This is a genomic window from Chryseobacterium sp. 22532 (assembly GCF_052044665.1).
GTDB classification, from domain to species: Bacteria; Bacteroidota; Bacteroidia; order Flavobacteriales; family Weeksellaceae; genus Chryseobacterium; species Chryseobacterium lathyri.
The window spans coordinates 157,086-178,091 of sequence record NZ_JBQENJ010000001.1 but is presented as its reverse complement, the minus strand read 5'-3'; the positions used below and the strand labels follow the sequence as shown (position 1 = coordinate 178,091).

Here is a 21,006-nt window from a genome sequence, read left to right as displayed (position 1 = left end):
AATACAATGAAAACAATACTCATCACCGGAGCTACTTCCGGAATAGGAAAATCTACTGCAGAGCTTTTGGCCAGACAGGGAAACAGAATTATTATCTGTGGAAGAAGAAATGAAGTTTTGGAATCTTTAAAGACTGAGCTTTCTCAATTTACCGAAATATTTAGTTTAAGTTTTGATGTAAGGAATCTTGAAGAAGTTGAAAAAGCAATAAGTTCACTGCCGGAAGAATGGAAAGCTATTGATGTTCTTATTAATAATGCAGGAAATGCACACGGTTTAGATCCTCTTTCTGCCGGAAAGACAGATGATTGGGATTCTATGATCGATGGGAATGTAAAAGGGCTTTTATATGTTTCCAAAATGATCATCCCTTCCATGAAAGACCGTAATTCAGGGCATATTGTAAACATTAGTTCAGTGGCGGCAAGACAGACTTATGCCAACGGAACCGTTTACTGTGCAACTAAAAAAGCAGTTGATGTGATTTCTGAAGGAATGCGTCTGGAACTTACTGAATTCGGGATCAAAGTGACCAATATCCAGCCGGGTGCTGTAGAGACAGACTTCTCTCTCATAAGGTTTAAAGGAGACAGTGAAAGAGCTTCTACTGTATATGCAGGATATGAAGCTTTAAAGGCAGAAGATATTGCTGATGCTATTGCTTACTGCATTAATGCTCCAAAACATGTGATGGTTTCGGATATGACCATTTATCCTAGTGCACAGAGCGAGCCGAGAACGATTTACAGAAAATAAGGTGAAAAAATATCACTTTTTATCCTCCTTTTCTCATTTACTTTTTTGGAATGGGCAAAAACTATGGAGCTGGCATAGATAGAAATAAAGCCATAAATTTGCATAAATTAAAGCAATTTCGCTTTCTGCAATTTTTAAATTAAGAAAATGAAAGTATTATACCTCGAAACCTCTTCCAAAAACTGTTCGGTAGCTATTTCAGACGATGAAAAGCTCCTGTGCCTGTGCGAAGAAGTTTCTGAAAACTATAAACAATCTGAAAGCCTACATACCTTTGTGGAGTGGGCGCTGGAAGGAGCAGGGCTTACCATGAAAGATATAGAGGCCATTTCATTAGGTAAAGGGCCTGGTTCCTACACCGGATTAAGGATTGGGGCTGCCTCTGCAAAAGGTTTTTGCTATGGACTGAAGGTTCCCTTAATCGCAGTAAATTCTCTAGAAAGTATGATAGAGCCTTTTTTAGGCAAAAACTACGATTATATAGTGCCATTAGTCGATGCGAGGAGAATGGAGGTTTATACGGCTGCTTATGACGGCAAAACAGGAAAAGAACTTTCACCGACCGAAGCCAAAATTTTAGATGAAACCTCTTTCGGGGAATTTAAAGATAAAAAGGTGATTTTTGTAGGCGACGGTGCTAAAAAGGCCGAAGAAATTCTGAATCTTCCGGATGCAGAATTTAGGAATGATATCTACCCTTCTGCACAATACCTGATCAGAAAGACCATAGAAATGATAGATAAAAAAGAGTTTGAAGATATTGCCTACTTTGAACCGTTCTATCTCAAAGATTTCCATGGGGTGAAGAAAAAGAAATCTTCAGATTCTGTATGACTATAAAAAAATAAGCAGTTACATAAAAAAAGCGAAGAGTAAATCTTCGCTTTTTATTTATTTGGGCATTTCCGGAATACCATCAGGATTTTTTTCTTTATCCTTATCTCTATCCTTTTTCAGTTTCTGTTTAGGCTTTTTGGGCTCTGTATCTGCGTCCTGTACAACCTGCTGAAGCTGGCTGTTTTTATCATTTCCGGCTGGATTCTGAGGAATACCATTATTCATATTCTGTACAGGTTGTGCCGGCATTTGTGGCTGCTGTGGAAGAGAATTTCCTTTATTATCCGTTGCCTGGAAAGAAAGCTCACTTTTCAGATAATTTAGCATTTCTTTCGCTTTTATGCCTTCCGGAGTTTTAGAATAGTTCAGTGCGATCTGTTCAAGCTGCAGAATCATTACCTCTTTTCCGCTCATTTTCCCGGTGTTGAATGCATTCAATAGGTGGAATTTCGGAACAAGGGCATCTTTGGGATACTTCTGTATCGTCTGATCTATGATGTCACGGCTTTCCCCGAACTTTTCAGCTTCATAAAGAGCGTAAGCCTTTTTGTATTCATTTTCAACATCTGCTGATGATTTCACGAATGAATTATTCTTAGGGTTTCTTGCAAATTCAGCATAAGAAGTATAAGGATAATCGGTCAAAAGAATCTGTTTTGCTCTTTCAGAGACCTGAGGATTCTTTTGGTAATTCATTGCAAAGATTTCATAAAGAGCCTGAAGCATTACTTTTTCCTCAGGTTTTACATCTACGAGATCATATAATGTCTTTGTTGCCAAAGGGGTATTCGTAAAATAATTCTGATACATGACGCCCAAACCTAATGAAGCGGTGTCTCTGTCTTTCTTTAACTGGCTCAGTTTTTCCTGATCAGTAGGAATCTGCTCAATATAGTAAGTCGGCTCAAAACGTCTTGGATTAGGTGCCGAAGTCACGCCAAGAGCTTCATTTTTCATATCTTCAATAGTCGCCATCTTTTTAGAATAACGCCAGTTATCAGCTAATGCCCTGTCTCCCCAGATCTGCTTAAAGGAAGATGATCCTTTGCTTATTGTTCCTGTATTGCTGAAATAAAAACCTTTGGTGGTAACCCCAAAATCTTCAAAAGAATTGGTGTTATTGGCAAAAATTGAATTAGCGCTATAATCCCCCGAATCAAAACCTTTGCTTCTTTCTGCACGTCTTCTCTCCTGTTCTTCTTTTTCTTCCTTAACTTTCAGTTTGGCGATATACTTCGAGAAAAAATCTGTTTTCTGAGCATCATTCATCTTCGCTAAAGAAAGAATACTGTCGTTTTTCTTGATCAGATAATAGTTTTTAGAGATCTTCTTAATATATTCAGACTGGTCTTTTAAAAGGACCTTAGAAGGCTCGTAAGTCATTACCGTAAGGGCAGAATCATAATAAGTTCCGGCGCCGATATAATCATTTTTTTCCAGGTAGCTCTTCCCTATTTCATAATACGTAAGACCTCTTACCTGTGGATCTGAGACCTTTTCAAAAAGAGATTTTTTAAAGAATTCCTGAGCTTCGTCTTTCTTTCCGGCTTTGTTGGCCATTAAACCTAAAGCATAGTAAAATTCATTCTTTCTGGAGCCGTAAGTTCCTTTCTTACTGATCCCTTCCAGATAATTTTTGGCTCCGTTATAATCCCCTTTTCCATTGAAAGTTTTAGCAATGGCAATTTGGGATTTTACTTCAAATTCAAAATCATTGGCATATTTATAAGCCTGGGTAAAGCTTTCACGGGCTTTATCATTTTGTCCCAGGTTTTCAGAAACCTGTCCTCTCAGATAGGCTATCCTGCTTTTCAGTTTTCTGTCAGAATTCAGCTCAAATGCCCTGTCCAGTTCAGCTCCGGCTTCCTCCAGCTTTCCTGCGTCCAAAAGAGCCTCAGAATGATAAATGCTCAGCAGTTTAGCATAGTTTTTATTAATATCCTCACCCTGTAGTTTGGCAAAAGTTTCGTTGGCTTTATGATAATCTTTGATCTGCGCATAGGCTACACCCTGGTAGATTCTCGCCAGAGGAAGCCTTTTATCATCCTTCATATGGGTGAAAACATAGTTCAGGGCATCCAGGGCCTGTACGGCCTTGTTCTGGTAGATTCTGGATTGTACAAGAATCATGTAAGCGTCAAAAATCTTTTTATTCTTTTCTTCACCGTTTCTGATAACTGAATATTTGTTGATGGCTTTCTGAGCCTTTGCTTCAGCAATTTCTAACGTAGTTGCTCCCTTGTTCTGGAGCTCATCAGGCATTCCGGGAGTTGTATTTCCCTGTGCATCGGGCATTCCGGGTGGCATTCCCGGAGCTCCTCTTTCAGAAGAAGGTCTGTTTACTTCAGCCATTTTCATGGAATTTTCAGCGAAGGCGGCAGATTGGCCCAGATCACTTCCCAAAGGTTGATCTTCAATAGTAAGAATAGGAATATAAGGCGCATAAAAATTGTCCTTGTGTCCCTTGTCTCTGCTCGTGAATTCGCTGTTTAATGCATCTTTTGCATTAAAAAGGGTATTGTAATATGTGTTGAATCCTTTCATGAATTTTGATCGCTGTTCCGGCTTTTTGGTCTTGGTAGCACAGGAAGCAACGATGCACATGATTAAAAGGAATAATATATTCTTTTTCATTATTCAATATAACTCTCTTATCTGCTTTTTATTATGAGCAGCTGATGATTTTGTAAAAATAACAAAATTTTGTAATGAATAATATTTATATTTCTTTCAAAATTTTATAAACCAAATGAGTAGGAAGTCCCATGATCGTATAAAAGCTTCCATTCATCCTGCTGATCTTTGCCATGCCCAGCCATTCCTGGATGCCATAGCTGCCAGCTTTGTCGAAAGGTTTGAAATTTTGAACGTAATATTCTATTTCATCATCGGTAATTTCATCAAATTCCACATCTGCAACATCAGTTTCGGTCCATGTTTTATTAACGGATTTTATAGTAATTCCCGTATAAACCTGATGAGTTTTTCCAGAAAGCAACCGCAACATATGCTTTGCTTCATTCCCGTCTTTCGGTTTTCCAAGGACCTTATTATCTATTGCAACTACAGTATCGGCAGTTAACAGTACTTCATCATCAGACAGTTCTCTGAATGCTGCTGCCTTTAATTCAGACAGATAAGCTGCTGCCTCTCCTATTTTGATATCCTTGGGAAGAATTTCTTCACAATCTATTTTTACAACCTCGAAATCGAAGCCTAAGCTTGAAAGCAGTTCTTTTCTTCTTGGTGACTGGGATGCTAAAAGTAATTTCATACGTTTTTATACAGATTGCGTATTATCATCATGCCAGTTCCCCTGAACCTTCATGACCTGCTCTATTACATCACGTACTGCCCCGCTTCCTCCTTTTTTGGCAGAAATATAATCAGATATTCCCTTTACTTCAGGAACGGCATTTTCAGGACAGGCTGAAATAGCAGAATTTTCCATAATGTGAATATCAGGAAGATCATCTCCCATTGTCAGGATCTCCTCATTTTTAAGATTGTATTTCTTTTTAAAATCTTCAAAGTCAACCATTTTATCGTGTGACTTTGGATAATAGTCCTTTATACCAAGATAATTGATCCTGTGCTTTACCATTTCATCATTTCCGCCAGTGATTACTCCGATTAAATAATTGTTTTTTAGTGCTTTTACTACTGCATAGCCATCCAGAACATTCATTACCCTGCACATATTTCCACCGGGCATCAGATAAACGCTTCCATCTGTAAAAACTCCGTCTACATCAAATACAAATGCCTTAATATCTTTTAATTTCTCTTTATAGCTCATACATTTTTTGAATAGAATGATTCATTGTTTTATAAATTTCAAGACTTTCGTCTTTTAATAACCGTTCATGTAATTCCAGTATCCTCACATCATTTCTTACGGCTGGGCCGGTTTGGGCGGCTTTAGGCTCGATCTCATGAATTTTCTGTATTGTTTCATCAATCAAAGGCAGAAAATAATTAAATGGAATTTCCTGCGAATCTGAAATCTCCTTTGCCTTTGCGAAAAGATGATTGACAAAATTGCAGGCAAAAACCGCGGTAAGGTGGATATATTTTCTTTTCTCGTGGCTGCTTTCCATTACATTTTCTGAGATTTTGGAAGCAATTTCAAAAAGAAGCTGCTTATCCTGTTCATTTTCAGCTTCAATAAATAACGGAATCTTCTCATAATCCAGTTCTTTTGATTTTGAAAATGTCTGCAAAGGATAAAAACTCGCTTTTCGGTACGCGCCTTTCAGAATTTCTTTGGGAAGAGATCCCGAAGTATGGGCAACCAGACAGTCTTTTTTGGTGATAAGCTGAGAAACATTTTCAACGGAGTTATCGCTTACACAGATGATATACAGGTCTGCATCTTGAAGTTGCTCCGTAGAATAAGGAACATTCAATTCCCCGGAAATCTTCTTTAATTCTTCGCCGTTCCTTCCAAAAACTTGCATTAATGGAATATTTTTCAGGCTAAACGCCTTTGCCATGTGATAAGCCACATTTCCGGAACCTATAATTACAGTTTGCATCTAACAAAGATAAGATTTTAAAGGAAGACGGAGGCAGAGCTCCCTGAAGTTTATGGTGGAATATCTCTGTTCCTATTGTGTAAGGCACATGACGTAATGATCTGATATTATTTTAAATATTTGGACCGAAAATTGAATAAGTAATTTAACTTTCGGCTATTTTTGTAATCCAAAACAGTGAAAGCATCTTATGAAGATTAAGGACGCGGAAATTATTTCGTTGATGCAGAATCCACGGACCCAGGAAAAAGGAGTCCGTGCCTTGATGGATGCTTATCAAAGCAGATTGTACTGGCATATCAGAAGAATTATTGTGGATGGAGATCTTGCTCAGGATACGCTACAGGAGACTTTTATTAAAGCTTACCAGAATTTTCACCAGTTCAAAAATGACAGTCAGCTGTATACCTGGCTTTACAGGATTGCTACCAACGAAGCATTACAGCAGGTCAACAAGTTGAAAAAAATGCAGAAAACGGATGAAGATCCTGAGTATTATATGCAGAACCTGGTGGCCGACAATACGGAAGGAGATGCGGAAGAAATACAGCTGCTGCTCCAGAATGCCATACAAAGCCTGCCCGAAAAGCAGAAACTGGTATTTATGATGCGGTATTATGATGATTTACCCTATGAAGAGATTTCTAAAATTGTAGATATGTCTGTAGGGACTTTAAAGACGAATTATCATTATGCCAAACAGAAAATAGAAGAGTATATTAAAGAAAATTACGAGAGATAATTTTTTGAACAAACAAAGATGAAAGAGTTCGACATAGAAAAACTAGAACGTAAGAATATTTACAAAATTCCGGATCATTTATTTGAAAATATCCAGGATAATGTAATGAACGAAGTGAAAGCGAATAAAAAAGCACCGGTTTTCAAATTAAACTGGATGTATGCCGCTGCGGCATCGCTTGCTTTAATATTCGGGGCAACGTATGTTTTTAATTCTGACAATGATCCGGCGGCAGATGTGGCGAATTCAAAAACATTAGCAGTCAACATTCAGGAACCAAAAACAGAAAGCGAACGTGCTTATGAAACTTTGGAAGCAGATTTAACTTCTGTTGAAAATAATAATCAAACAGTTAGTAGTCAGGGAACTAAAGCTATTTCATATACTCCTAAAAAGGATGTTGAAAGCGCAACAGCTTCGCAGCCTGTAAAAGCTGCCACTAAAAAAGAAGAAATTAAAATGAATGAATATCTGGATTCTTTTTCCAATTCCGAAATATCAGAACTGGCAAGCAATTCGACTCAGGACGTTTATTTAGATTTATATAATTAAGAAAGATGAAAAAGATATTATTTACACTTTTTATTATTTATGGTTTTGGCCTGAATGCACAAAATGCACAGACTACAGATTATGACTGGAAAAAAATGGACCCTAAACAACGAAAAGAGGTAATAAACAATCTTTCTCCTGAAGAGAGAAAAGAACTTCTTAAAAAGTTTAGGAATAATATGGTGGTAGAAAATCTCGAAATTGATGCCAGCGATAAAACAGAATTTACTCAGCTTTATAATGAGTATTTAGATAACCAGAAGCAGATAAAAAGCCAGTTTAACCCTGATTTCAACCCTGAAACATTATCTGACGATGAAGCCAAAGCAAAGCTTCAGCAGAGTTTCGAAGTAGGACAGAAACTGCTTGATAACAGAAAGAAATATGCTGACAAGATGCAGCAGGTGATTCCTTGCCAGAAAGTATTGAAGCTGTTCCAGTCTGAAGGAATGATGAGAGATAAAATGAATGAGAGAAAACCTCACAGCGGACGCAATAATAGTATGGTAAAGCCCAAACAAAACCCATAATAGTTTATTTTTTTAATGTTGGACGGCTCTTACAGACAATTGTTTGTGAGAGCCGTTTAGTTTTTAAACTAATTCATATTTTTGATGAAATCTTTATGTTATATGAAAAAAATACTACAGATCGCTTTATTTTTTGTTTCACTAATTTCTTTTGCACAATCTCAGGAGGTCATTAAAGAAAGAGGAAATCTTTCAAATCCAAAAGGGAATATTTATAAGTCTCTTGAAGTAATTGATCAAAGAGAAAATCAAAAAATAGGAGAGCTGCCTTTCGGAGACGGCAAAGAAATGAAAGAAATTGTTTTTCCCACTTCCATAAATAATTTCTTAAGTCAATGATATACAGAAAGTAACCATAAAGGCGGGAAAAATGAAATGGTTTTTAGTTCTTAAAAAGCTTAAAACCTATCTGGGAGAAACAGTAGGAAAGGAAACAGAAGGAGATATAGAGTTTTCTGCCCAGACTTTTCTGAAAGATGGAGATAATTATAAATTTTTATATAAAAAAGATACGGTTTATAGGTTTATAGTTTCAGAAGTAAAAATATTTCGGATATAATGGTGAAAAATATTCCGGTTATTTTTGCGATGTTTATGAAAAAAACATATACGCTGAAACCCAAAGAAAATTCTGTAACAATCGATGATCTTACGGATTATGAATCTTTTGTAAAAGCCAACTCCGAAGCATATAAAAATGAACAGCTGAAAGATGGAATTTACTTAAATCATACTTCATTTATGAACCAGATTCCTGAACCGGGAAATTATGTTTTTGAAAAAAATGAAAAAGGAGCAGTTTTAAGAGCGATAAAAGAAGAAAACGGTAAGAAAGATAAAATCTCTGCCAATGAAATGTTCATATATGTACAAAATGGAAAGGCTTATAAAAAAACATACTCGGGGTTTTTAGAGCTTAATAAAAATGACAGAGGATTTTATCTGGTAAGCAACAGAAGTTATATTCTTTCGGTTCAAAATTCTGCTGTTTTTTTAGCGTTGGTGCAGGACAAGGAGGGATGTATGGAGGTCTTGCTGTTGGTCTTGTAGGAATTTTTGAGCGAGGACTTAGACAAAATAAGGCGAGAAAAAGTGAAACGTTTGCAATTTATATCGATCCACAGACAGGAGAATATGATTTTTCGGAAGAATAACATAACCACTCTTACAATTTTTTGTGGGAGTCGTTTAGTTTTTAAACTAATTCATATTTTTACGGACGAACTTTAAAAAAAACAAATGAAAAAAAAATTATTATTTCTATTATTTTCTAGTTTTGTTTCTGCTCAAAAAGATCAATTTATAGAGCTCAGAAATAGTATAAAAGATAAAAGTCATTTTGCCAAATCTCTTACTTTGCTAGACAAGAGAGAAGATAAAAACATAGGAATAGTTTCTCACAGAAAAGATCCTTTTGCGGTAAAATTTGAAAAAGATAATTTGGAAAAATTATTTTCTGATTGGTTTTTAGAAGATAATAAGGTACAGGGAAATATTCAATATTTTCTTGTGCTGGAAAATTTAAAGGTTAGTGATATACCGTCCGAAAGATCAGTTACGGGACATCTGGAAATGAAAATGTCTACCTTTTTAAAAAGAAATGATAAATATTATTTTTTGAAAAAACGTACAATTTCAAAAGATTACCCACAGAAAGATCATGCATATATTACGAGAGCCATAGCGGCTAAAATATCATCGGAATTAGCTAATATTATCAAAGATTCCTACACTGAAACTGGGCTCAATATTCCTATTTTTGAAACTGATCTTGGAAATTATGAAAAAATAATACCCGAAAAGTTACCGGTTTACAGTTCTGAAACTTTTACGGACGGTGTTTATAAAGATTATAAATCATTTGCCGAACAAAAGCCAGATAAAGAATTTGCAGTAAAAAAGAATAAAGATGGTGTAATTAAAGGGGTGAAAAGGGTTGATGGTTATGATAATCTTGGTAAAGATGTTTTTGCGATTATAGATAACGGAATTGCCTATAAGAAAACACCTGTAAGTATTATCGAAATTGAAAAAGATAATGACGGCATTTTTATAATGGCATCTCAGGAAGAAATTTTTCCACAATATAACAGTACTCCGGTTATTGTAGGAGCTGGTACTGCTGGTGCTATTGGAGGTTTGATTGCTGCTGTAGTAATAGATATTGCAGCTGCAAAAATCCGCAAACAAAATGCAGCGTATTACAGAATAGGAATTGATAAACTTACGGGAGAATATATTTTACCCGAAAATTTCGTTAAGCCTAAATAAGACAAAATAAAAGAGAGACAATTTGTTTCTCTTTTATTTTTTTATCTGTAGTGATAGGGCTTTGAAATAGCAAGTGCAGAGAGTGGGAAAAGCTCCTAAAAACTAAATCATTTTAATGATGGTTTAAATTAATTTCACCCCATAAAATAAGAATGAGGAATTGTCTTGCTTTTTTTTATCTTTGCAAATTACAAGGTTCTTAAATGAAAAACATACGAAATTTTTGCATAATCGCTCATATCGACCACGGTAAAAGTACTTTGGCGGATAGACTATTGGAATATACCAATACTGTTACCCAAAGAGAATTACAGTCTCAGACGCTGGATGATATGGATTTGGAGAAAGAACGCGGGATTACGATTAAGTCTCACGCGATCCAGATGGATTATGAGTATAAAGGAGAAAAATATATCTTAAATCTTATTGATACCCCGGGACACGTAGACTTTTCTTATGAAGTTTCCCGTTCTATTGCTGCCTGCGAAGGTGCCCTTCTTATAGTAGATGCGGCACAGAGTATTCAGGCTCAGACCATCAGTAATCTTTATTTGGCATTAGAAAATGATTTGGAAATTATTCCAATTCTTAATAAAATAGATCTTCCGTCAGCAAACCCTGAAGAAGTAACCGATGAAATTATGGGACTTTTGGGCTGTAAATATGAAGATGTCCTTAGAGTTTCCGGAAAGACAGGTGAGGGAGTTCATGATTTGCTTGAGCAGATTGTCAACAGAATTCCTGCGCCGGTTGGGGACCCGAATGCTCCGCTACAGGCACTGATCTTTGACTCTGTTTACAACCCGTTCAGAGGGATTGAGGCTTATTTCAAAGTAGTAAACGGAAGTATTTCTAAAAACGAGAAAATCAAATTTTTCGCTACGGGAAAAGAATATGGTGCTGATGAAGTAGGAACATTAAAACTAAAGCAGGTTCCGAAAAAGACTATTGAATGCGGTGATGTAGGCTACATTATTTCCGGAATTAAAGATGCAAGAGAAGTAAAAGTAGGTGATACCATTACCTCTTTCGTAAACCCAGCCGCTGCTGCGATTGACGGTTTTGAAGAAGTAAAGCCAATGGTATTTGCAGGGATTTATCCTATTGAATCGGAAGATTTTGAAGAGTTAAGATTTTCATTAGAAAAATTAAGACTGAATGATGCTTCTTTGGTTTTCGAACCTGAAAGTTCTGCAGCACTTGGTTTTGGTTTCCGTTGCGGATTCTTAGGAATGCTTCATATGGAAATCGTACAGGAACGTCTTGAGAGAGAGTTTGATATGAACGTAATTACTACGGTTCCCAACGTTTCATATCACGGGTTTTCTAAAAAAGATCCTGAAACTGCAATTTTAATCAACAACCCATCAGAAATGATTGATCCCAATCTTTTAGATAGAGTTGAAGAACCTTATATAAAAGCTTCTATCATTACTAAATCCGATTTTGTGGGTGCTGTAATGACGCTTTGTATTGAAAAGAGAGGGGAGATTGTCAACCAAAGTTATTTAACGGCAGACAGGGTAGAATTAACATTTAATATGCCTTTGGCAGAGGTTGTTTTCGACTTTTACGACAGACTGAAATCTATTTCCAAAGGATATGCGTCATTCGATTATTCACCAATAGGAATGCGTTCCTCTAAATTGGTTAAAATGGATATTTTGATCAATGGGGATATGGTAGACGCCCTTTCTTCACTGATTCACGATAGCAACGCTTATTATATCGGTAAAAAGATGTGTGAAAAGCTTCGTGAGCTGATTCCTAGACAGCAGTTCGATATTGCAGTTCAGGCAGCGCTGGGAGCAAAGGTTATTGCAAGAGAGACGATTAAAGCGTTAAGAAAAGATGTTACCGCAAAATGTTATGGAGGAGATATTTCCAGAAAACGTAAGCTTCTTGAAAAACAGAAGGAAGGTAAGAAGAAAATGAAGCAGATTGGTAGAGTAGAAGTACCGCAATCAGCTTTCATGGCTGTATTAAAACTAAACGATTAATATAAAAAGACCGGTAATTTTACCGGTCTTTTATTTTTTTAGAAATTTCGCTGTTTTTCGATAAGATTGGCCTGTATTACCAAAGCACCGAGACCGAGGATGACTTCAGCAATTCCCAAAGTTCTTACAAGATTGATCCCGCATACGAGACATTCAGGTTCCGGGAAAGGTTTTTTCCCTACAACAATGATCAAAACTCCTCCTATGATAATAATGACCACGATAAAGGCTCTTAATAATGTTTTCATGATGGTATAATTTTTTATTTTCTATACCAAAGTTGAGCATATCTGTCATAAAATTTATAAGGAAAATCACTGTTTCGCTGCGGTGATTTCACTTGTTTTTATTTCTTTCTGGTGAATTTTATTTCCATGGTTTTATATTCTTTCCCTGTCTTAGAATCAGGACCATACATTTCCATGGTGTGATTGTTGGCATCCGTAAATGTGTAAACCTCTCTGAAATCACAATCTTGTCCAGGTCTTGCCGGATCAGTCATCTTACCTTTAAGTTCAATAGATTTCTTGGAAGGGTTCCAGTCTCCTTCCGCATGCATGATTCCCGTTCCCATGTTATCGACCCAGGTACTTACAAACTTTTTCTTAGCGTTGTCGTAGCCCATTATGCTCATTCCTTCAAACGGCATTCCCATAAAGTTTCCTTTGTAAGTACTGTGCTGATATCTTCCTTCAAAGATCATTTTATTAGTACATTCAGATTGGCTGGTTACAGGTTTTGAATCTTTCTCCATCCAGGAAGTAGTTGCTCCGGTCCAGTTTCCGTCATATAATGCCAGCGTTTTGTGCATCTCACCGGGTGTGGCGTAGTCCATCCAGGCTTTTGTCGCAGCAGCAGAATCTACGGGTTTCCATTCTGCAGAATCTGTTTTAGCTAAGCCTTTTTCAATTACGGGCTTTCCTTTTTCACAAGCGGTCAAAAGAAAGACTATTGAAAATAATAACAATAGATTTTTCATAATCAGTTAATTTTAAGTGGGTTATTATAAAATAAAGTTAGTTAATTTTATTATTCTGTCAATTCTTTTTTGATTTCGTTTATTAATCTTACCTTTGTGTATTGGTAACGCAAATTAGAATTATGGGATCTTCAAAAAAAATTCAGGATATTAAAGTGGCTGTTGATGCCGTTATTTTCGGATACTTTGATAAGCAGGATCTTCAGCTTCTTTTGATCAAAAGAAAAATTGACCCTTTCAAAGGAGGCTGGGCGCTTCCGGGCGGTCTTGTTCTGGATGATGAAAATCTGGATGATGCAGTGAAAAGAGAACTTCACGAAGAAGCAGGCATAAAGCCCGATTTTTTGGAACAACTCTATACTTTTGGTAACGTTGGCCGCGATCCACGGAATAGAGTAGTTTCTGTGGCTTATTTAGGCCTTGTCAACCCATCCTATCATGAACTGTTTGCAGATTCTGATGCAGAAGATGCCCAGTGGTTCAGCGTAAATAAACTTCCATCACTTGCCTTCGACCATAAATCCATTATTGATATTGCGTTAAACAGACTCCGTACCAAGCTTCAGTATCAGCCTATCGGCTTTAACCTCTTGAATGAAGAATTTCCTTTTTCTGACCTTGAAAATCTTTACAGAACTATTGTTGGGCGTGAGATAGACCGCAGAAATTTTCGCAAAAAGATCATGAGCTATGGTCTGCTTAACGAAACCAATAATGTTAAAAAAGAAGGCAGTGGCAGGCCTGGAAAACTTTTTACTTTCAATAAGGAGAAGTATGAAGAACTTGAAAAAGAAGGCTTCTATTTCGAGCTCAAATAATCTTTACTTCAGACGAATCAAGTACGAATTTACATAAAAAACTTATCATTTACCATTTTAAAACCATTAAACTTAAATTTTAGTTTGATGTGTTTTATTATATTTCGTGGAAACATTAGTGTCATTGGTGTTTAAAATACTTAATTTTTAATATTGATAATCAGTATGTTAAACATTTAGCGTTAAAATAACACAAATAAATTTTGTTCATAGAATTATATTGTTTTACATTTGTGTAATGATAACGCAATCATGAAATACACCTTACAAAATAATATTGAAAGATTTCAGAGAAAAGAAAGACTTGAATTTCTGTTCTTCTGGGGACATACGGTAAAAGATGAGATCACAAAGTCTTGTTTCAGTCAATGGTTTCCTATTAAATTTGAAGAAAATGGAATACTCTATAAAACCGCGGAGCATTATATGATGGCCGGAAAGGCAAGATTATTTGATGATCAAGAGATTTTAGAAAAGATTTTAAGATCTGAAACACCTAACCAGGTCAAAAGCCTAGGAAGAAAAGTCAAGAATTTTGATCCGAAACTTTGGGACGGGCATAAATATGAAATAGTAAAAAGAGCTAATCTTTTGAAATTTTCCCAAAATTCAAAATTTAAAGATTTCTTATTATCAACTGATGATAAGATTCTGGTAGAGGCCAGTCCTTATGACAGGATCTGGGGAATAGGAATGCTGGAAACTGATCCCAGAGCCAAGAATCCGCTTCTTTGGGATGGAGAAAACCTGCTGGGCTTTGCTTTGATGGAAGTAAGAGACGAGTTAAGAAAATAAATACAATCACTAAACACAAAATTATATCATGGAAAAAACAGAACTTCACCCGCAGATATTTCTAATTGAAGATTTCCTGACCTCCGATGAGTGTGATGAATATATTGCTATGGCACAGGGAAAAGTATTTGAAGAAGCGAAGATCAATATGAATGGGCGCCAGATGATGAGTAAAGGCATCAGGAATAACGACCGACTGATGATTTTTGATAACGATTTGGCAGAAGATCTTTTCAGAAAAGCAGCAGAATTTCTTCCTCAGGAACATGAAAATTATAAGCTTAAGAATTTTAATGAAATGTTCAGAGTTTATAAATATTCTCCGGGGCAGCGATTCAAAATGCATCGGGACGGAAGCTACATCCGGAATGAAAATGAAAAAAGTTTCTATACTTTTCTAATCTATCTGAATGATGATTTTGAAGGAGGAGAAACAGAATTTGAAAGTTTGTTCACAGTAGCCCCAAAGAAAGGATCTGCTCTGGTTTTTTACCATCCGCTGAGACACGAAGGGAAAACTCTGATCAGCGGGCAGAAATATGTTTTAAGAACTGATGTAATGTATTCCAATAACTGACAATCTGTAATAGGATATGCATTACTATGCCTATTCCTTTTAGCGTAAAAATAACACAAAATAAATAAAAAATGGAAAGCGGACTAAAACCAAGATTCATAGAGTCGTTACAGAGAAATAATGACCAGATAAGAGAAGACCGTGCACGCACCATCGGGGCAGATTCCGAATTGATCTACAGGCGCAGGGTTGAGGATATAGAACTGAAAATAAAGAGACTGGAGAGAGAACAGGAAGGCCTCATTGATATCAGTCCTTTAGACAGGAACAGCCTCACATTTGCAGACTTTCAGCCCGAGGCATTTGTTCAGAAAGATATAGAATATTCATTAACAATCAGAAATTTAAATATTCAGTTAGAAGTTGCAGTAAAGAGGTTCGAATATTTATTTGGTAAAAAATTTTAGTCATGGGAAGTACAAGATATGATATGGATGCTCGTTTCGACAGAGCAAGAAAAGAAGGTTACGGATCTAAATCCGCAGGTGAAATTTTCACTCAGAATGCCAAAAGAATGGCTCATGAATCTATGAATCCCAAAGGGGTTTCTTTCAGAGAATCCAGAGATTCTGAAGTGCACCCGAACTCTGTTCCCATTATTTTGGGACTGGATGTAACGGGCAGTATGGGACATATTCCGCACGAGCTCATTAAAGAAGGACTTCCAAAATTAATGGGCGGAATTATCCAGGGCGGCGTTCCGGATCCGGCATTATTATTTCTGGGAATAGGTGATCATGAATGTGACGCGTACCCTTTACAGATTGGCCAGTTTGAATCCGGAGATGAGGAGCTGGATATGTGGCTGACACGTACTTATATTGAATCCGGTGGTGGCGGAAATGCTGGAGAAAGTTATCTGTTGGCGTGGTACTTTGCCGCTTTCCATACGAGAACCGATGCGTTTGAAAAGAGAAATCAGAAAGGGATTTTGTTTACAGTAGGTGACGAACCTTGCTTAAAAACGCTTCCGGCATCAGCAATCAGGGAAATTATGGGGACAGGGCAGCAGACTTATACGCATCACGAATTACTGGAAGAAGCGAAAAAGAGATATGAAGTGTATCACATTAATGTTCTGCATTCTGATCAGGCTATGAGAGCAGATAGAGGCTGGAAGGAATTATTAGGACAAAACTGTTTATCAATAGCCGATCACAGAGAAATTCCGAATGTAATTAAAGAAGTTATCTGTAGCACATTTAAAAATAAAACGTTCAGATCTGCAGATAAACACGGTTTTGATGATATTCAAATGTTTTAAGTCATGAAAAAGGTACAAATAGTAATAGGTCTGGGTTTTGGTGATGAAGGAAAGGGGATCACTACTGATTTTCTGGCGCAGCAAAACCCGGAGTCTGTGGTCATCAGATTTTCCGGAGGCCAGCAGGCCGCACATACCGTAATGATTGATGGTAAAAAGCATATCCATTCCAGTTTTGCAAGTGGAGCACTTCGGGGTCTGCCCTCTTATTTTACAGAACATTGTACGATTCATCCGGTATTTTTACTGAATGAAAGAAAGGAATTATTGGAGAAAAACGGAAATATTGAACTGCATATTCACCCATTGGCAAAAGTAACCACTCCGTTTGATGTCTGGCAAAACAGAACCAATGTAAAAAACCTGGAACACGGAACCTGCGGAAAAGGTATTGGAGCAACGATGAAAAGACAGGAAAGTCCTTACAAACTATTTGCCGCCGATTTAATAGCTCCAAGATCGATGTTGATTGAAAAGTTAAAAGGGATAGCCTATTATTATGGTTTTATGGAAGAGGATCAGCTGGAAAAAGCGCTTCAGGATTTTCTGGGTGCCGTAGACCGGATCGATTGGAAAATAGATGATTATACTTATCTGAATTCATTTGAAAACTTAATTTTTGAGGGAAGCCAGGGAATTTTATTGGATATGGATCACGGAGTATTTCCCAATGTAACCTATGCCCATACCACTTCAAAAAATGCTTCCGAGATCTGCAGGCTGTTGAACATTGAGGATATTGAAATGTATTACGTGACAAGGATTTATTCCACACGTCACGGAAATGGCTGGATGAGTAATGAAAAAGAATTGGTGCTGAAAAATAATGAAGAGGAAACATGTGTCTTTAATGATTATCAGAAGGAACTCCGTTTTGGAGAACTGGATTATGACCTGTTGAATTATGCCCTTCTTTTGGATGGAGCTTATGTTTCAGCAAGCAAAAAAAACTTGATTGTGACGTGTCTTGATCAAACAGATGAACAAATTAAAACAGAGAATTTAAAAGTGAAATTTGATGAGGTCTACGGATCATATTCCCCATATTCAAAAGACTTTAAACAAATTTTATAAACCAAATAATGGCTTTATATTTAGTGACAAAAACAGAGCCGAATACAATACAATGATGAAAGAATTTGAAATAAGAGCAGATTACGGCAGAGATACGATTGTGATATACCAGTCATACAATGAGCAGATTGCAAAATCTGCTGTGATGAATCAGAAGTTTTCTGCTCCTTTTTCATTCAACAGGATGACATGGATCAAACCTTCTTTCCTCTGGATGATGGAAAGGAGTAATTACGGACAAAAATCCGGACAGGAATGTACTTTAGCCATCCATATTAAGAGAGAGGCATGGGAAAAGGCATTGAGTAAAGCGGTTTTAACTTCTCCCGAAAAAAGGGTATATCCTAATCCGGGAACCTGGGAAAAAGAATTTAAAAAAGCAGAAGTCCATGTGCAGTGGGATCCGGAAAGGAATATTAAAGGAAACAAACTGGCGTACCGTTCTATTCAGGTTGGAATCAGCCGGTACCTGATTGAAGAATTTAATAATGAATGGATCGTTAAAATAGAAGATTATACGCCTTTGGTAAAAAAGATCTTAAACCTTACAAAGTTGGGAGAATATGATAAGGCAAAAAAACTGTTACCCATTGAAAAATTGTATCCGTTGCCGGCTGAGCTTGCTCTTACAATAGGGGCAAGTATTTAAAAAAAACAAAAGAAATGAAAACAATAAGTCTTTACAGACCGGTAGGAGAAAAAGAAATGATCCTGATTGTAGAAAGTGGATATAAAAAATTTCCACCAAGACTGGAATGGCAGCCTATATTTTACCCTGTACTAGATGAAAGCTATGCTTCAGAAATTGCTGAAAAATGGAATACAAGGGATGAAGCTGGAAATTATCTCGGATTTGTTACAAAATTCGAGGTTCCGGAAGAAATCATGAATCAATATCCAGCTCAAAATGTGGGTGCGAGAAACCATAATGAATTGTGGGTTCCGGCGGAAGAGCTGGAAAACTTTAATGATGCGATTGTTGGGAATATTGAGGTGATTAAAGTATTCATAGGAGACGAGTTTACAAAAGAGACAAGTCCTGAATTGGAAAGCCTGATATTAAATATTAAAAAATTACCATGACAAATAAAGGGATGGCAAAAGATACCTTAGAGATCTTAGCCAAGACATATTATATAAACGAAGAAAACGAAAAAATAACGATAGAAAAAGAACTTGAAATCTGTAAAAAAGAAACCGCTTTATTTTCACCCGAAGAACTTGCTGAAATGGCAAAAAATGAACTTCCGGAACTCGATTTTGAAACAAAGATTGAAATTTGGAATTGCAATTCCTTGAAAGCAATATTAAAATTAGCAGATGAAGAAAATCAGAAAAAATTAATGTGTCTGAATTTTGCGTCAGCCAAAAATCCGGGCGGTGGATTTATCAACGGTGCTGAAGCGCAGGAAGAAAGTCTGGCCAGAACATCAGCATTGTATGAAACTCAGCTTCAGGCGGAAGATTATTATAAGATTCACAGAGCAATGGAGTCTTGTTTTTATACCGACATGATGATTTACAGTCCTAAAGTTCCTGTTTTCAGAAAAGATAAAGGAGAATTATTACCGAAACCTGTTTTGTGTAATTTTATTACTTCTCCTGCGGTCAATGCCGGAGTGGTAAAGCGGCAGGAACCGGAAAGAGCAGATGAGATATGTGATGCCATGGATATTAGAATGGATAAAATGCTTGCTTTGGCCCTGAATCAGGCAAATGAAACCCTAATTTTAGGTGCCTGGGGATGTGGAGTCTTCAGAAATGATCCAAAAGAGATTGCAGGTTTATTTAAAAAGCATCTTCATGGGAAATATAAAAATAAATTTAAAAGAGTGGTTTTTGCAGTCTTGACTAAAAATGAAGAGATGCTGAAATTGTTCGAAACAATATCATGAAACTTAAATTAAAAAAATATAAAGAACAACTACAGGATTGGCCTCAAAAAGGATATCACATCATGGCTCAATATGATGAAGATAAAATCATAGTCTATCAATCTTACCGAAAGGAAATTGGAGATTTTGCGTTTGAAAATCAATATTTTGGAGGAGGATTCAGTTTGGAAAGAATGACATGGATAAAACCTAATTTCCTTTGGATGATGTACCGAAACGGATGGGGCACTAAAGAGGGACAAGAATATGTTTTAGCGATTCATCTAAAAATGTCTGCCTTTAAAAGATATCTGGAAAACGCAGTCTTTTCTACTTATAATGATAAATTAGGAATTTCCCGCGAAGAATGGAAAGGTCAGGTGAAAGAATCTTCTGTGCGCTTACAATGGGATCCGGATCATGATCCTTTTGGAAACAAGCTGGAAAGAAGAGCAATCCAGATTGGTTTAAGAAATGAATTTACCCGTTCTTTTGCTCAGGAAGATATTTTGTTAATTGAAAATATTTCAGATTTTGTAAAAGAACAGTATCAGTTAATTTTGAAGGATGATTTGGATAATCTGATTATTCCGGAAGAAAAGCCTCTGTTATTCGATCAGAAAAGTTTAAATGAAAAGCTAAGATTAAATCATAACTAATTGCCATGACAATGAAATGATTTACAAAAAATTATTAGATTAAAACAATGAAAAAACTAACCATATTAAGCGGTGCAGGAATCAGCGCCGAAAGTGGAATAAAGACATTCAGAGAGGGGGATGGTCTCTGGGAAAATCATAATATAACCGATGTAGCAAGTCCGGAAGGATGGAGAAAAGACAGGGAGTTGGTTCTGGAATTTTACAACCAGAGAAGAAGACAGCTTCATGAAGTACAGCCCAACGAAGCACATCAGTTGCTGGCAGAACTGGAAAAACATTTTGACGTTCAGATCATTACCCAAAATATAGATGATCTGCATGAAAGAGCCGGATCAACCAATATTCTTCATATTCACGGAGAATTGTTCAAATCTTGCTCTTGTAATAATAAAAACCTGATCTACGAACAGAAAGGAGATATACGAATTGGCGACAAAGCTGAAGATGGAGCTCAGTTAAGACCTTTTATCGTGTGGTTTGGGGAGGATGTTCCTTTGTACAAGACTGCGCAGGAAAAGGTAAAAGAGGCCGATATTTTGGTCGTTATAGGAACCTCTCTGCAGGTATATCCGGCAGCCGGACTGATCCATGACATCAAAGACGACTGTCTGCTGGTAGTTATCAATCCTAACGAAACAGGATTCGGATATGGACAAAGAGCCGTAGTGATGAAAGAATCCGCAACAAGAGGTATGCAGCTGCTATTTGATAAACTCAAAAACTTAGCTCATTAAATA

The 21,006-nt window shown here is 36.7% G+C and carries 27 protein-coding genes; 21 read left to right on the top strand and 6 right to left on the bottom strand.

Translation table 11 applies throughout. The annotated features are described in order from the left end of the window. Positions 1 to 6: 6 nt before the first annotated feature. The gene (locus tag ACTJIV_RS00895) at positions 7 to 756 is read left to right on the top strand and encodes an SDR family NAD(P)-dependent oxidoreductase (protein WP_440625038.1); all 750 of its coding nucleotides are present in this window, start codon (positions 7 to 9) and stop codon (positions 754 to 756) included. 147 nt (positions 757 to 903) lie between these two features. Then, entirely contained in the window at positions 904 to 1,590 is a 687-nt protein-coding gene (gene tsaB / locus ACTJIV_RS00890; RefSeq protein WP_440625036.1) for a tRNA (adenosine(37)-N6)-threonylcarbamoyltransferase complex dimerization subunit type 1 TsaB, read from the top strand. Between the two features lie 57 nt (positions 1,591 to 1,647). Here tsaB and ACTJIV_RS00885 read toward each other — a convergent pair whose 3' ends face one another. The 4 genes from ACTJIV_RS00885 to ACTJIV_RS00870 form a co-directional block, all read right to left on the bottom strand. Then, on the bottom strand, positions 1,648 to 4,227 hold the full coding sequence (locus ACTJIV_RS00885; protein WP_440625034.1) for a tetratricopeptide repeat protein: 2,580 nt from the start codon (positions 4,225 to 4,227) through the stop codon (positions 1,648 to 1,650). An 85-nt stretch (positions 4,228 to 4,312) separates the two neighbouring features. Then, the gene (locus ACTJIV_RS00880; RefSeq protein WP_440625032.1) at positions 4,313 to 4,867 is read right to left on the bottom strand and encodes a Maf family protein; all 555 of its coding nucleotides are present in this window, start codon (positions 4,865 to 4,867) and stop codon (positions 4,313 to 4,315) included. A 6-nt stretch (positions 4,868 to 4,873) separates the two neighbouring features. Then, positions 4,874 to 5,392: a KdsC family phosphatase gene (locus tag ACTJIV_RS00875; protein WP_440625030.1), complete on the bottom strand. Its 519-nt coding sequence runs from the start codon at positions 5,390 to 5,392 to the stop codon at positions 4,874 to 4,876. Continuing rightward, positions 5,382 to 6,131 (bottom strand): Rossmann-like and DUF2520 domain-containing protein, encoded by a 750-nt coding sequence (locus ACTJIV_RS00870; protein ID WP_440625028.1) that lies wholly within the window; start codon positions 6,129 to 6,131, stop codon positions 5,382 to 5,384. The genes ACTJIV_RS00875 and ACTJIV_RS00870 overlap by 11 nt, the downstream gene beginning before the upstream one ends. A 190-nt stretch (positions 6,132 to 6,321) precedes the next feature. Here ACTJIV_RS00870 and ACTJIV_RS00865 point away from each other — a divergent pair, with 190 nt between their 5' ends. The 8 genes from ACTJIV_RS00865 to lepA all read left to right on the top strand — a co-directional run bounded on the left by ACTJIV_RS00865 (position 6,322) and on the right by lepA (position 12,226). Next, positions 6,322 to 6,873, top strand: a complete 552-nt coding sequence (locus ACTJIV_RS00865) for an RNA polymerase sigma factor (protein WP_034701130.1) — start codon at positions 6,322 to 6,324, stop codon at positions 6,871 to 6,873. A gap of 18 nt (positions 6,874 to 6,891) precedes the next feature. Further along, entirely contained in the window at positions 6,892 to 7,425 is a 534-nt protein-coding gene (locus ACTJIV_RS00860; RefSeq protein WP_440625026.1) for a hypothetical protein, read from the top strand. Positions 7,426 to 7,430: 5 nt separating this feature from the next. Beyond that, entirely contained in the window at positions 7,431 to 7,955 is a 525-nt protein-coding gene (locus tag ACTJIV_RS00855; RefSeq protein ID WP_440625024.1) for a hypothetical protein, read from the top strand. Positions 7,956 to 8,057: 102 nt separating this feature from the next. Continuing rightward, positions 8,058 to 8,294 carry a hypothetical protein gene (locus ACTJIV_RS00850; RefSeq protein ID WP_440625022.1) on the top strand — a complete coding sequence of 79 codons (237 nt, stop codon included), beginning with the start codon at positions 8,058 to 8,060 and terminating at the stop codon, positions 8,292 to 8,294. Between the two features lie 31 nt (positions 8,295 to 8,325). After that, positions 8,326 to 8,514, top strand: coding sequence for a hypothetical protein (locus ACTJIV_RS00845; protein ID WP_440625021.1), 189 nt, complete (start codon positions 8,326 to 8,328; stop codon positions 8,512 to 8,514). Continuing rightward, on the top strand, positions 8,514 to 9,005 hold the full coding sequence (locus ACTJIV_RS00840; RefSeq protein ID WP_440625019.1) for a hypothetical protein: 492 nt from the start codon (positions 8,514 to 8,516) through the stop codon (positions 9,003 to 9,005). Before ACTJIV_RS00845 ends, ACTJIV_RS00840 begins: the two co-directional genes overlap by 1 nt. Positions 9,006 to 9,194: 189 nt before the next feature. After that, the gene (locus ACTJIV_RS00835; RefSeq protein WP_440625017.1) at positions 9,195 to 10,226 is read left to right on the top strand and encodes a hypothetical protein; all 1,032 of its coding nucleotides are present in this window, start codon (positions 9,195 to 9,197) and stop codon (positions 10,224 to 10,226) included. Between the two features lie 203 nt (positions 10,227 to 10,429). Beyond that, entirely contained in the window at positions 10,430 to 12,226 is a 1,797-nt protein-coding gene (lepA, locus tag ACTJIV_RS00830; protein WP_111953921.1) for a translation elongation factor 4, read from the top strand. 38 nt (positions 12,227 to 12,264) lie between these two features. Here lepA and ACTJIV_RS00825 read toward each other — a convergent pair whose 3' ends face one another. Both ACTJIV_RS00825 and ACTJIV_RS00820 read right to left on the bottom strand, forming a co-directional pair. Continuing rightward, the gene (locus ACTJIV_RS00825; RefSeq protein WP_111953919.1) at positions 12,265 to 12,474 is read right to left on the bottom strand and encodes a hypothetical protein; all 210 of its coding nucleotides are present in this window, start codon (positions 12,472 to 12,474) and stop codon (positions 12,265 to 12,267) included. A 98-nt stretch (positions 12,475 to 12,572) separates the two neighbouring features. Next, positions 12,573 to 13,205 (bottom strand): DUF1579 domain-containing protein, encoded by a 633-nt coding sequence (locus ACTJIV_RS00820; RefSeq protein WP_440625015.1) that lies wholly within the window; start codon positions 13,203 to 13,205, stop codon positions 12,573 to 12,575. Between the two features lie 140 nt (positions 13,206 to 13,345). On the opposite strand from ACTJIV_RS00820, the gene ACTJIV_RS00815 reads away from it, so the two are divergent. The 11 genes from ACTJIV_RS00815 (at position 13,346) to ACTJIV_RS00765 (ending at position 21,003) form a co-directional block, all read left to right on the top strand. Beyond that, on the top strand, positions 13,346 to 14,023 hold the full coding sequence (locus ACTJIV_RS00815) for an NUDIX hydrolase (RefSeq protein ID WP_111954392.1): 678 nt from the start codon (positions 13,346 to 13,348) through the stop codon (positions 14,021 to 14,023). A gap of 252 nt (positions 14,024 to 14,275) precedes the next feature. Further along, positions 14,276 to 14,818 carry an NADAR family protein gene (locus tag ACTJIV_RS00810; RefSeq protein WP_440625014.1) on the top strand — a complete coding sequence of 181 codons (543 nt, stop codon included), beginning with the start codon at positions 14,276 to 14,278 and terminating at the stop codon, positions 14,816 to 14,818. A 28-nt stretch (positions 14,819 to 14,846) separates the two neighbouring features. Next, entirely contained in the window at positions 14,847 to 15,395 is a 549-nt protein-coding gene (locus tag ACTJIV_RS00805; RefSeq protein WP_440625012.1) for a prolyl hydroxylase family protein, read from the top strand. Positions 15,396 to 15,466: 71 nt separating this feature from the next. Beyond that, the gene (locus ACTJIV_RS00800) at positions 15,467 to 15,802 is read left to right on the top strand and encodes a hypothetical protein (protein ID WP_440625010.1); all 336 of its coding nucleotides are present in this window, start codon (positions 15,467 to 15,469) and stop codon (positions 15,800 to 15,802) included. A 2-nt stretch (positions 15,803 to 15,804) separates the two neighbouring features. After that, on the top strand, positions 15,805 to 16,659 hold the full coding sequence (locus ACTJIV_RS00795) for a hypothetical protein (protein WP_440625008.1): 855 nt from the start codon (positions 15,805 to 15,807) through the stop codon (positions 16,657 to 16,659). Positions 16,660 to 16,662: 3 nt separating this feature from the next. Beyond that, on the top strand, positions 16,663 to 17,733 hold the full coding sequence (locus ACTJIV_RS00790; RefSeq protein ID WP_440625007.1) for an adenylosuccinate synthetase: 1,071 nt from the start codon (positions 16,663 to 16,665) through the stop codon (positions 17,731 to 17,733). Positions 17,734 to 17,785: 52 nt separating this feature from the next. Then, positions 17,786 to 18,382: a DUF4291 domain-containing protein gene (locus tag ACTJIV_RS00785; RefSeq protein ID WP_336378010.1), complete on the top strand. Its 597-nt coding sequence runs from the start codon at positions 17,786 to 17,788 to the stop codon at positions 18,380 to 18,382. A 14-nt stretch (positions 18,383 to 18,396) separates the two neighbouring features. Next, positions 18,397 to 18,816 (top strand): ADP-ribosylation/crystallin J1, encoded by a 420-nt coding sequence (locus ACTJIV_RS00780; protein WP_440625005.1) that lies wholly within the window; start codon positions 18,397 to 18,399, stop codon positions 18,814 to 18,816. Then, positions 18,813 to 19,628, top strand: a complete 816-nt coding sequence (locus ACTJIV_RS00775; RefSeq protein WP_440625003.1) for a TIGR02452 family protein — start codon at positions 18,813 to 18,815, stop codon at positions 19,626 to 19,628. Before ACTJIV_RS00780 ends, ACTJIV_RS00775 begins: the two co-directional genes overlap by 4 nt. After that, complete coding sequence (locus ACTJIV_RS00770) at positions 19,625 to 20,266, top strand: DUF4291 domain-containing protein (RefSeq protein WP_440625001.1); 642 nt, start codon at positions 19,625 to 19,627, stop codon at positions 20,264 to 20,266. The genes ACTJIV_RS00775 and ACTJIV_RS00770 overlap by 4 nt, the downstream gene beginning before the upstream one ends. A gap of 47 nt (positions 20,267 to 20,313) precedes the next feature. Then, positions 20,314 to 21,003, top strand: a complete 690-nt coding sequence (locus ACTJIV_RS00765; protein ID WP_440624999.1) for an SIR2 family NAD-dependent protein deacylase — start codon at positions 20,314 to 20,316, stop codon at positions 21,001 to 21,003. Positions 21,004 to 21,006 lie beyond the last annotated feature (3 nt).

What these genes read in the sequence shown, in the direction of transcription:
- ACTJIV_RS00895 (WP_440625038.1), top strand. Translation starts at nt 7, where the DNA reads ATGAAAACAATACTCATCACCGGAGCTACTTCCGGAATAGGAAAATCT.
- tsaB (WP_440625036.1), top strand. Translation starts at nt 904, where the DNA reads ATGAAAGTATTATACCTCGAAACCTCTTCCAAAAACTGTTCGGTAGCT.
- ACTJIV_RS00885 (WP_440625034.1), bottom strand. Translation starts at nt 4,227, where the DNA reads ATGAAAAAGAATATATTATTCCTTTTAATCATGTGCATCGTTGCTTCC.
- ACTJIV_RS00880 (WP_440625032.1), bottom strand. Translation starts at nt 4,867, where the DNA reads ATGAAATTACTTTTAGCATCCCAGTCACCAAGAAGAAAAGAACTGCTT.
- ACTJIV_RS00875 (WP_440625030.1), bottom strand. Translation starts at nt 5,392, where the DNA reads ATGAGCTATAAAGAGAAATTAAAAGATATTAAGGCATTTGTATTTGAT.
- ACTJIV_RS00870 (WP_440625028.1), bottom strand. Translation starts at nt 6,131, where the DNA reads ATGCAAACTGTAATTATAGGTTCCGGAAATGTGGCTTATCACATGGCA.
- ACTJIV_RS00865 (WP_034701130.1), top strand. Translation starts at nt 6,322, where the DNA reads ATGAAGATTAAGGACGCGGAAATTATTTCGTTGATGCAGAATCCACGG.
- ACTJIV_RS00860 (WP_440625026.1), top strand. Translation starts at nt 6,892, where the DNA reads ATGAAAGAGTTCGACATAGAAAAACTAGAACGTAAGAATATTTACAAA.
- ACTJIV_RS00855 (WP_440625024.1), top strand. Translation starts at nt 7,431, where the DNA reads ATGAAAAAGATATTATTTACACTTTTTATTATTTATGGTTTTGGCCTG.
- ACTJIV_RS00850 (WP_440625022.1), top strand. Translation starts at nt 8,058, where the DNA reads ATGAAAAAAATACTACAGATCGCTTTATTTTTTGTTTCACTAATTTCT.
- ACTJIV_RS00845 (WP_440625021.1), top strand. Translation starts at nt 8,326, where the DNA reads ATGAAATGGTTTTTAGTTCTTAAAAAGCTTAAAACCTATCTGGGAGAA.
- ACTJIV_RS00840 (WP_440625019.1), top strand. Translation starts at nt 8,514, where the DNA reads ATGGTGAAAAATATTCCGGTTATTTTTGCGATGTTTATGAAAAAAACA.
- ACTJIV_RS00835 (WP_440625017.1), top strand. Translation starts at nt 9,195, where the DNA reads ATGAAAAAAAAATTATTATTTCTATTATTTTCTAGTTTTGTTTCTGCT.
- lepA (WP_111953921.1), top strand. Translation starts at nt 10,430, where the DNA reads ATGAAAAACATACGAAATTTTTGCATAATCGCTCATATCGACCACGGT.
- ACTJIV_RS00825 (WP_111953919.1), bottom strand. Translation starts at nt 12,474, where the DNA reads ATGAAAACATTATTAAGAGCCTTTATCGTGGTCATTATTATCATAGGA.
- ACTJIV_RS00820 (WP_440625015.1), bottom strand. Translation starts at nt 13,205, where the DNA reads ATGAAAAATCTATTGTTATTATTTTCAATAGTCTTTCTTTTGACCGCT.
- ACTJIV_RS00810 (WP_440625014.1), top strand. Translation starts at nt 14,276, where the DNA reads ATGAAATACACCTTACAAAATAATATTGAAAGATTTCAGAGAAAAGAA.
- ACTJIV_RS00805 (WP_440625012.1), top strand. Translation starts at nt 14,847, where the DNA reads ATGGAAAAAACAGAACTTCACCCGCAGATATTTCTAATTGAAGATTTC.
- ACTJIV_RS00800 (WP_440625010.1), top strand. Translation starts at nt 15,467, where the DNA reads ATGGAAAGCGGACTAAAACCAAGATTCATAGAGTCGTTACAGAGAAAT.
- ACTJIV_RS00795 (WP_440625008.1), top strand. Translation starts at nt 15,805, where the DNA reads ATGGGAAGTACAAGATATGATATGGATGCTCGTTTCGACAGAGCAAGA.
- ACTJIV_RS00790 (WP_440625007.1), top strand. Translation starts at nt 16,663, where the DNA reads ATGAAAAAGGTACAAATAGTAATAGGTCTGGGTTTTGGTGATGAAGGA.
- ACTJIV_RS00785 (WP_336378010.1), top strand. Translation starts at nt 17,786, where the DNA reads ATGATGAAAGAATTTGAAATAAGAGCAGATTACGGCAGAGATACGATT.
- ACTJIV_RS00780 (WP_440625005.1), top strand. Translation starts at nt 18,397, where the DNA reads ATGAAAACAATAAGTCTTTACAGACCGGTAGGAGAAAAAGAAATGATC.
- ACTJIV_RS00775 (WP_440625003.1), top strand. Translation starts at nt 18,813, where the DNA reads ATGACAAATAAAGGGATGGCAAAAGATACCTTAGAGATCTTAGCCAAG.
- ACTJIV_RS00770 (WP_440625001.1), top strand. Translation starts at nt 19,625, where the DNA reads ATGAAACTTAAATTAAAAAAATATAAAGAACAACTACAGGATTGGCCT.
- ACTJIV_RS00765 (WP_440624999.1), top strand. Translation starts at nt 20,314, where the DNA reads ATGAAAAAACTAACCATATTAAGCGGTGCAGGAATCAGCGCCGAAAGT.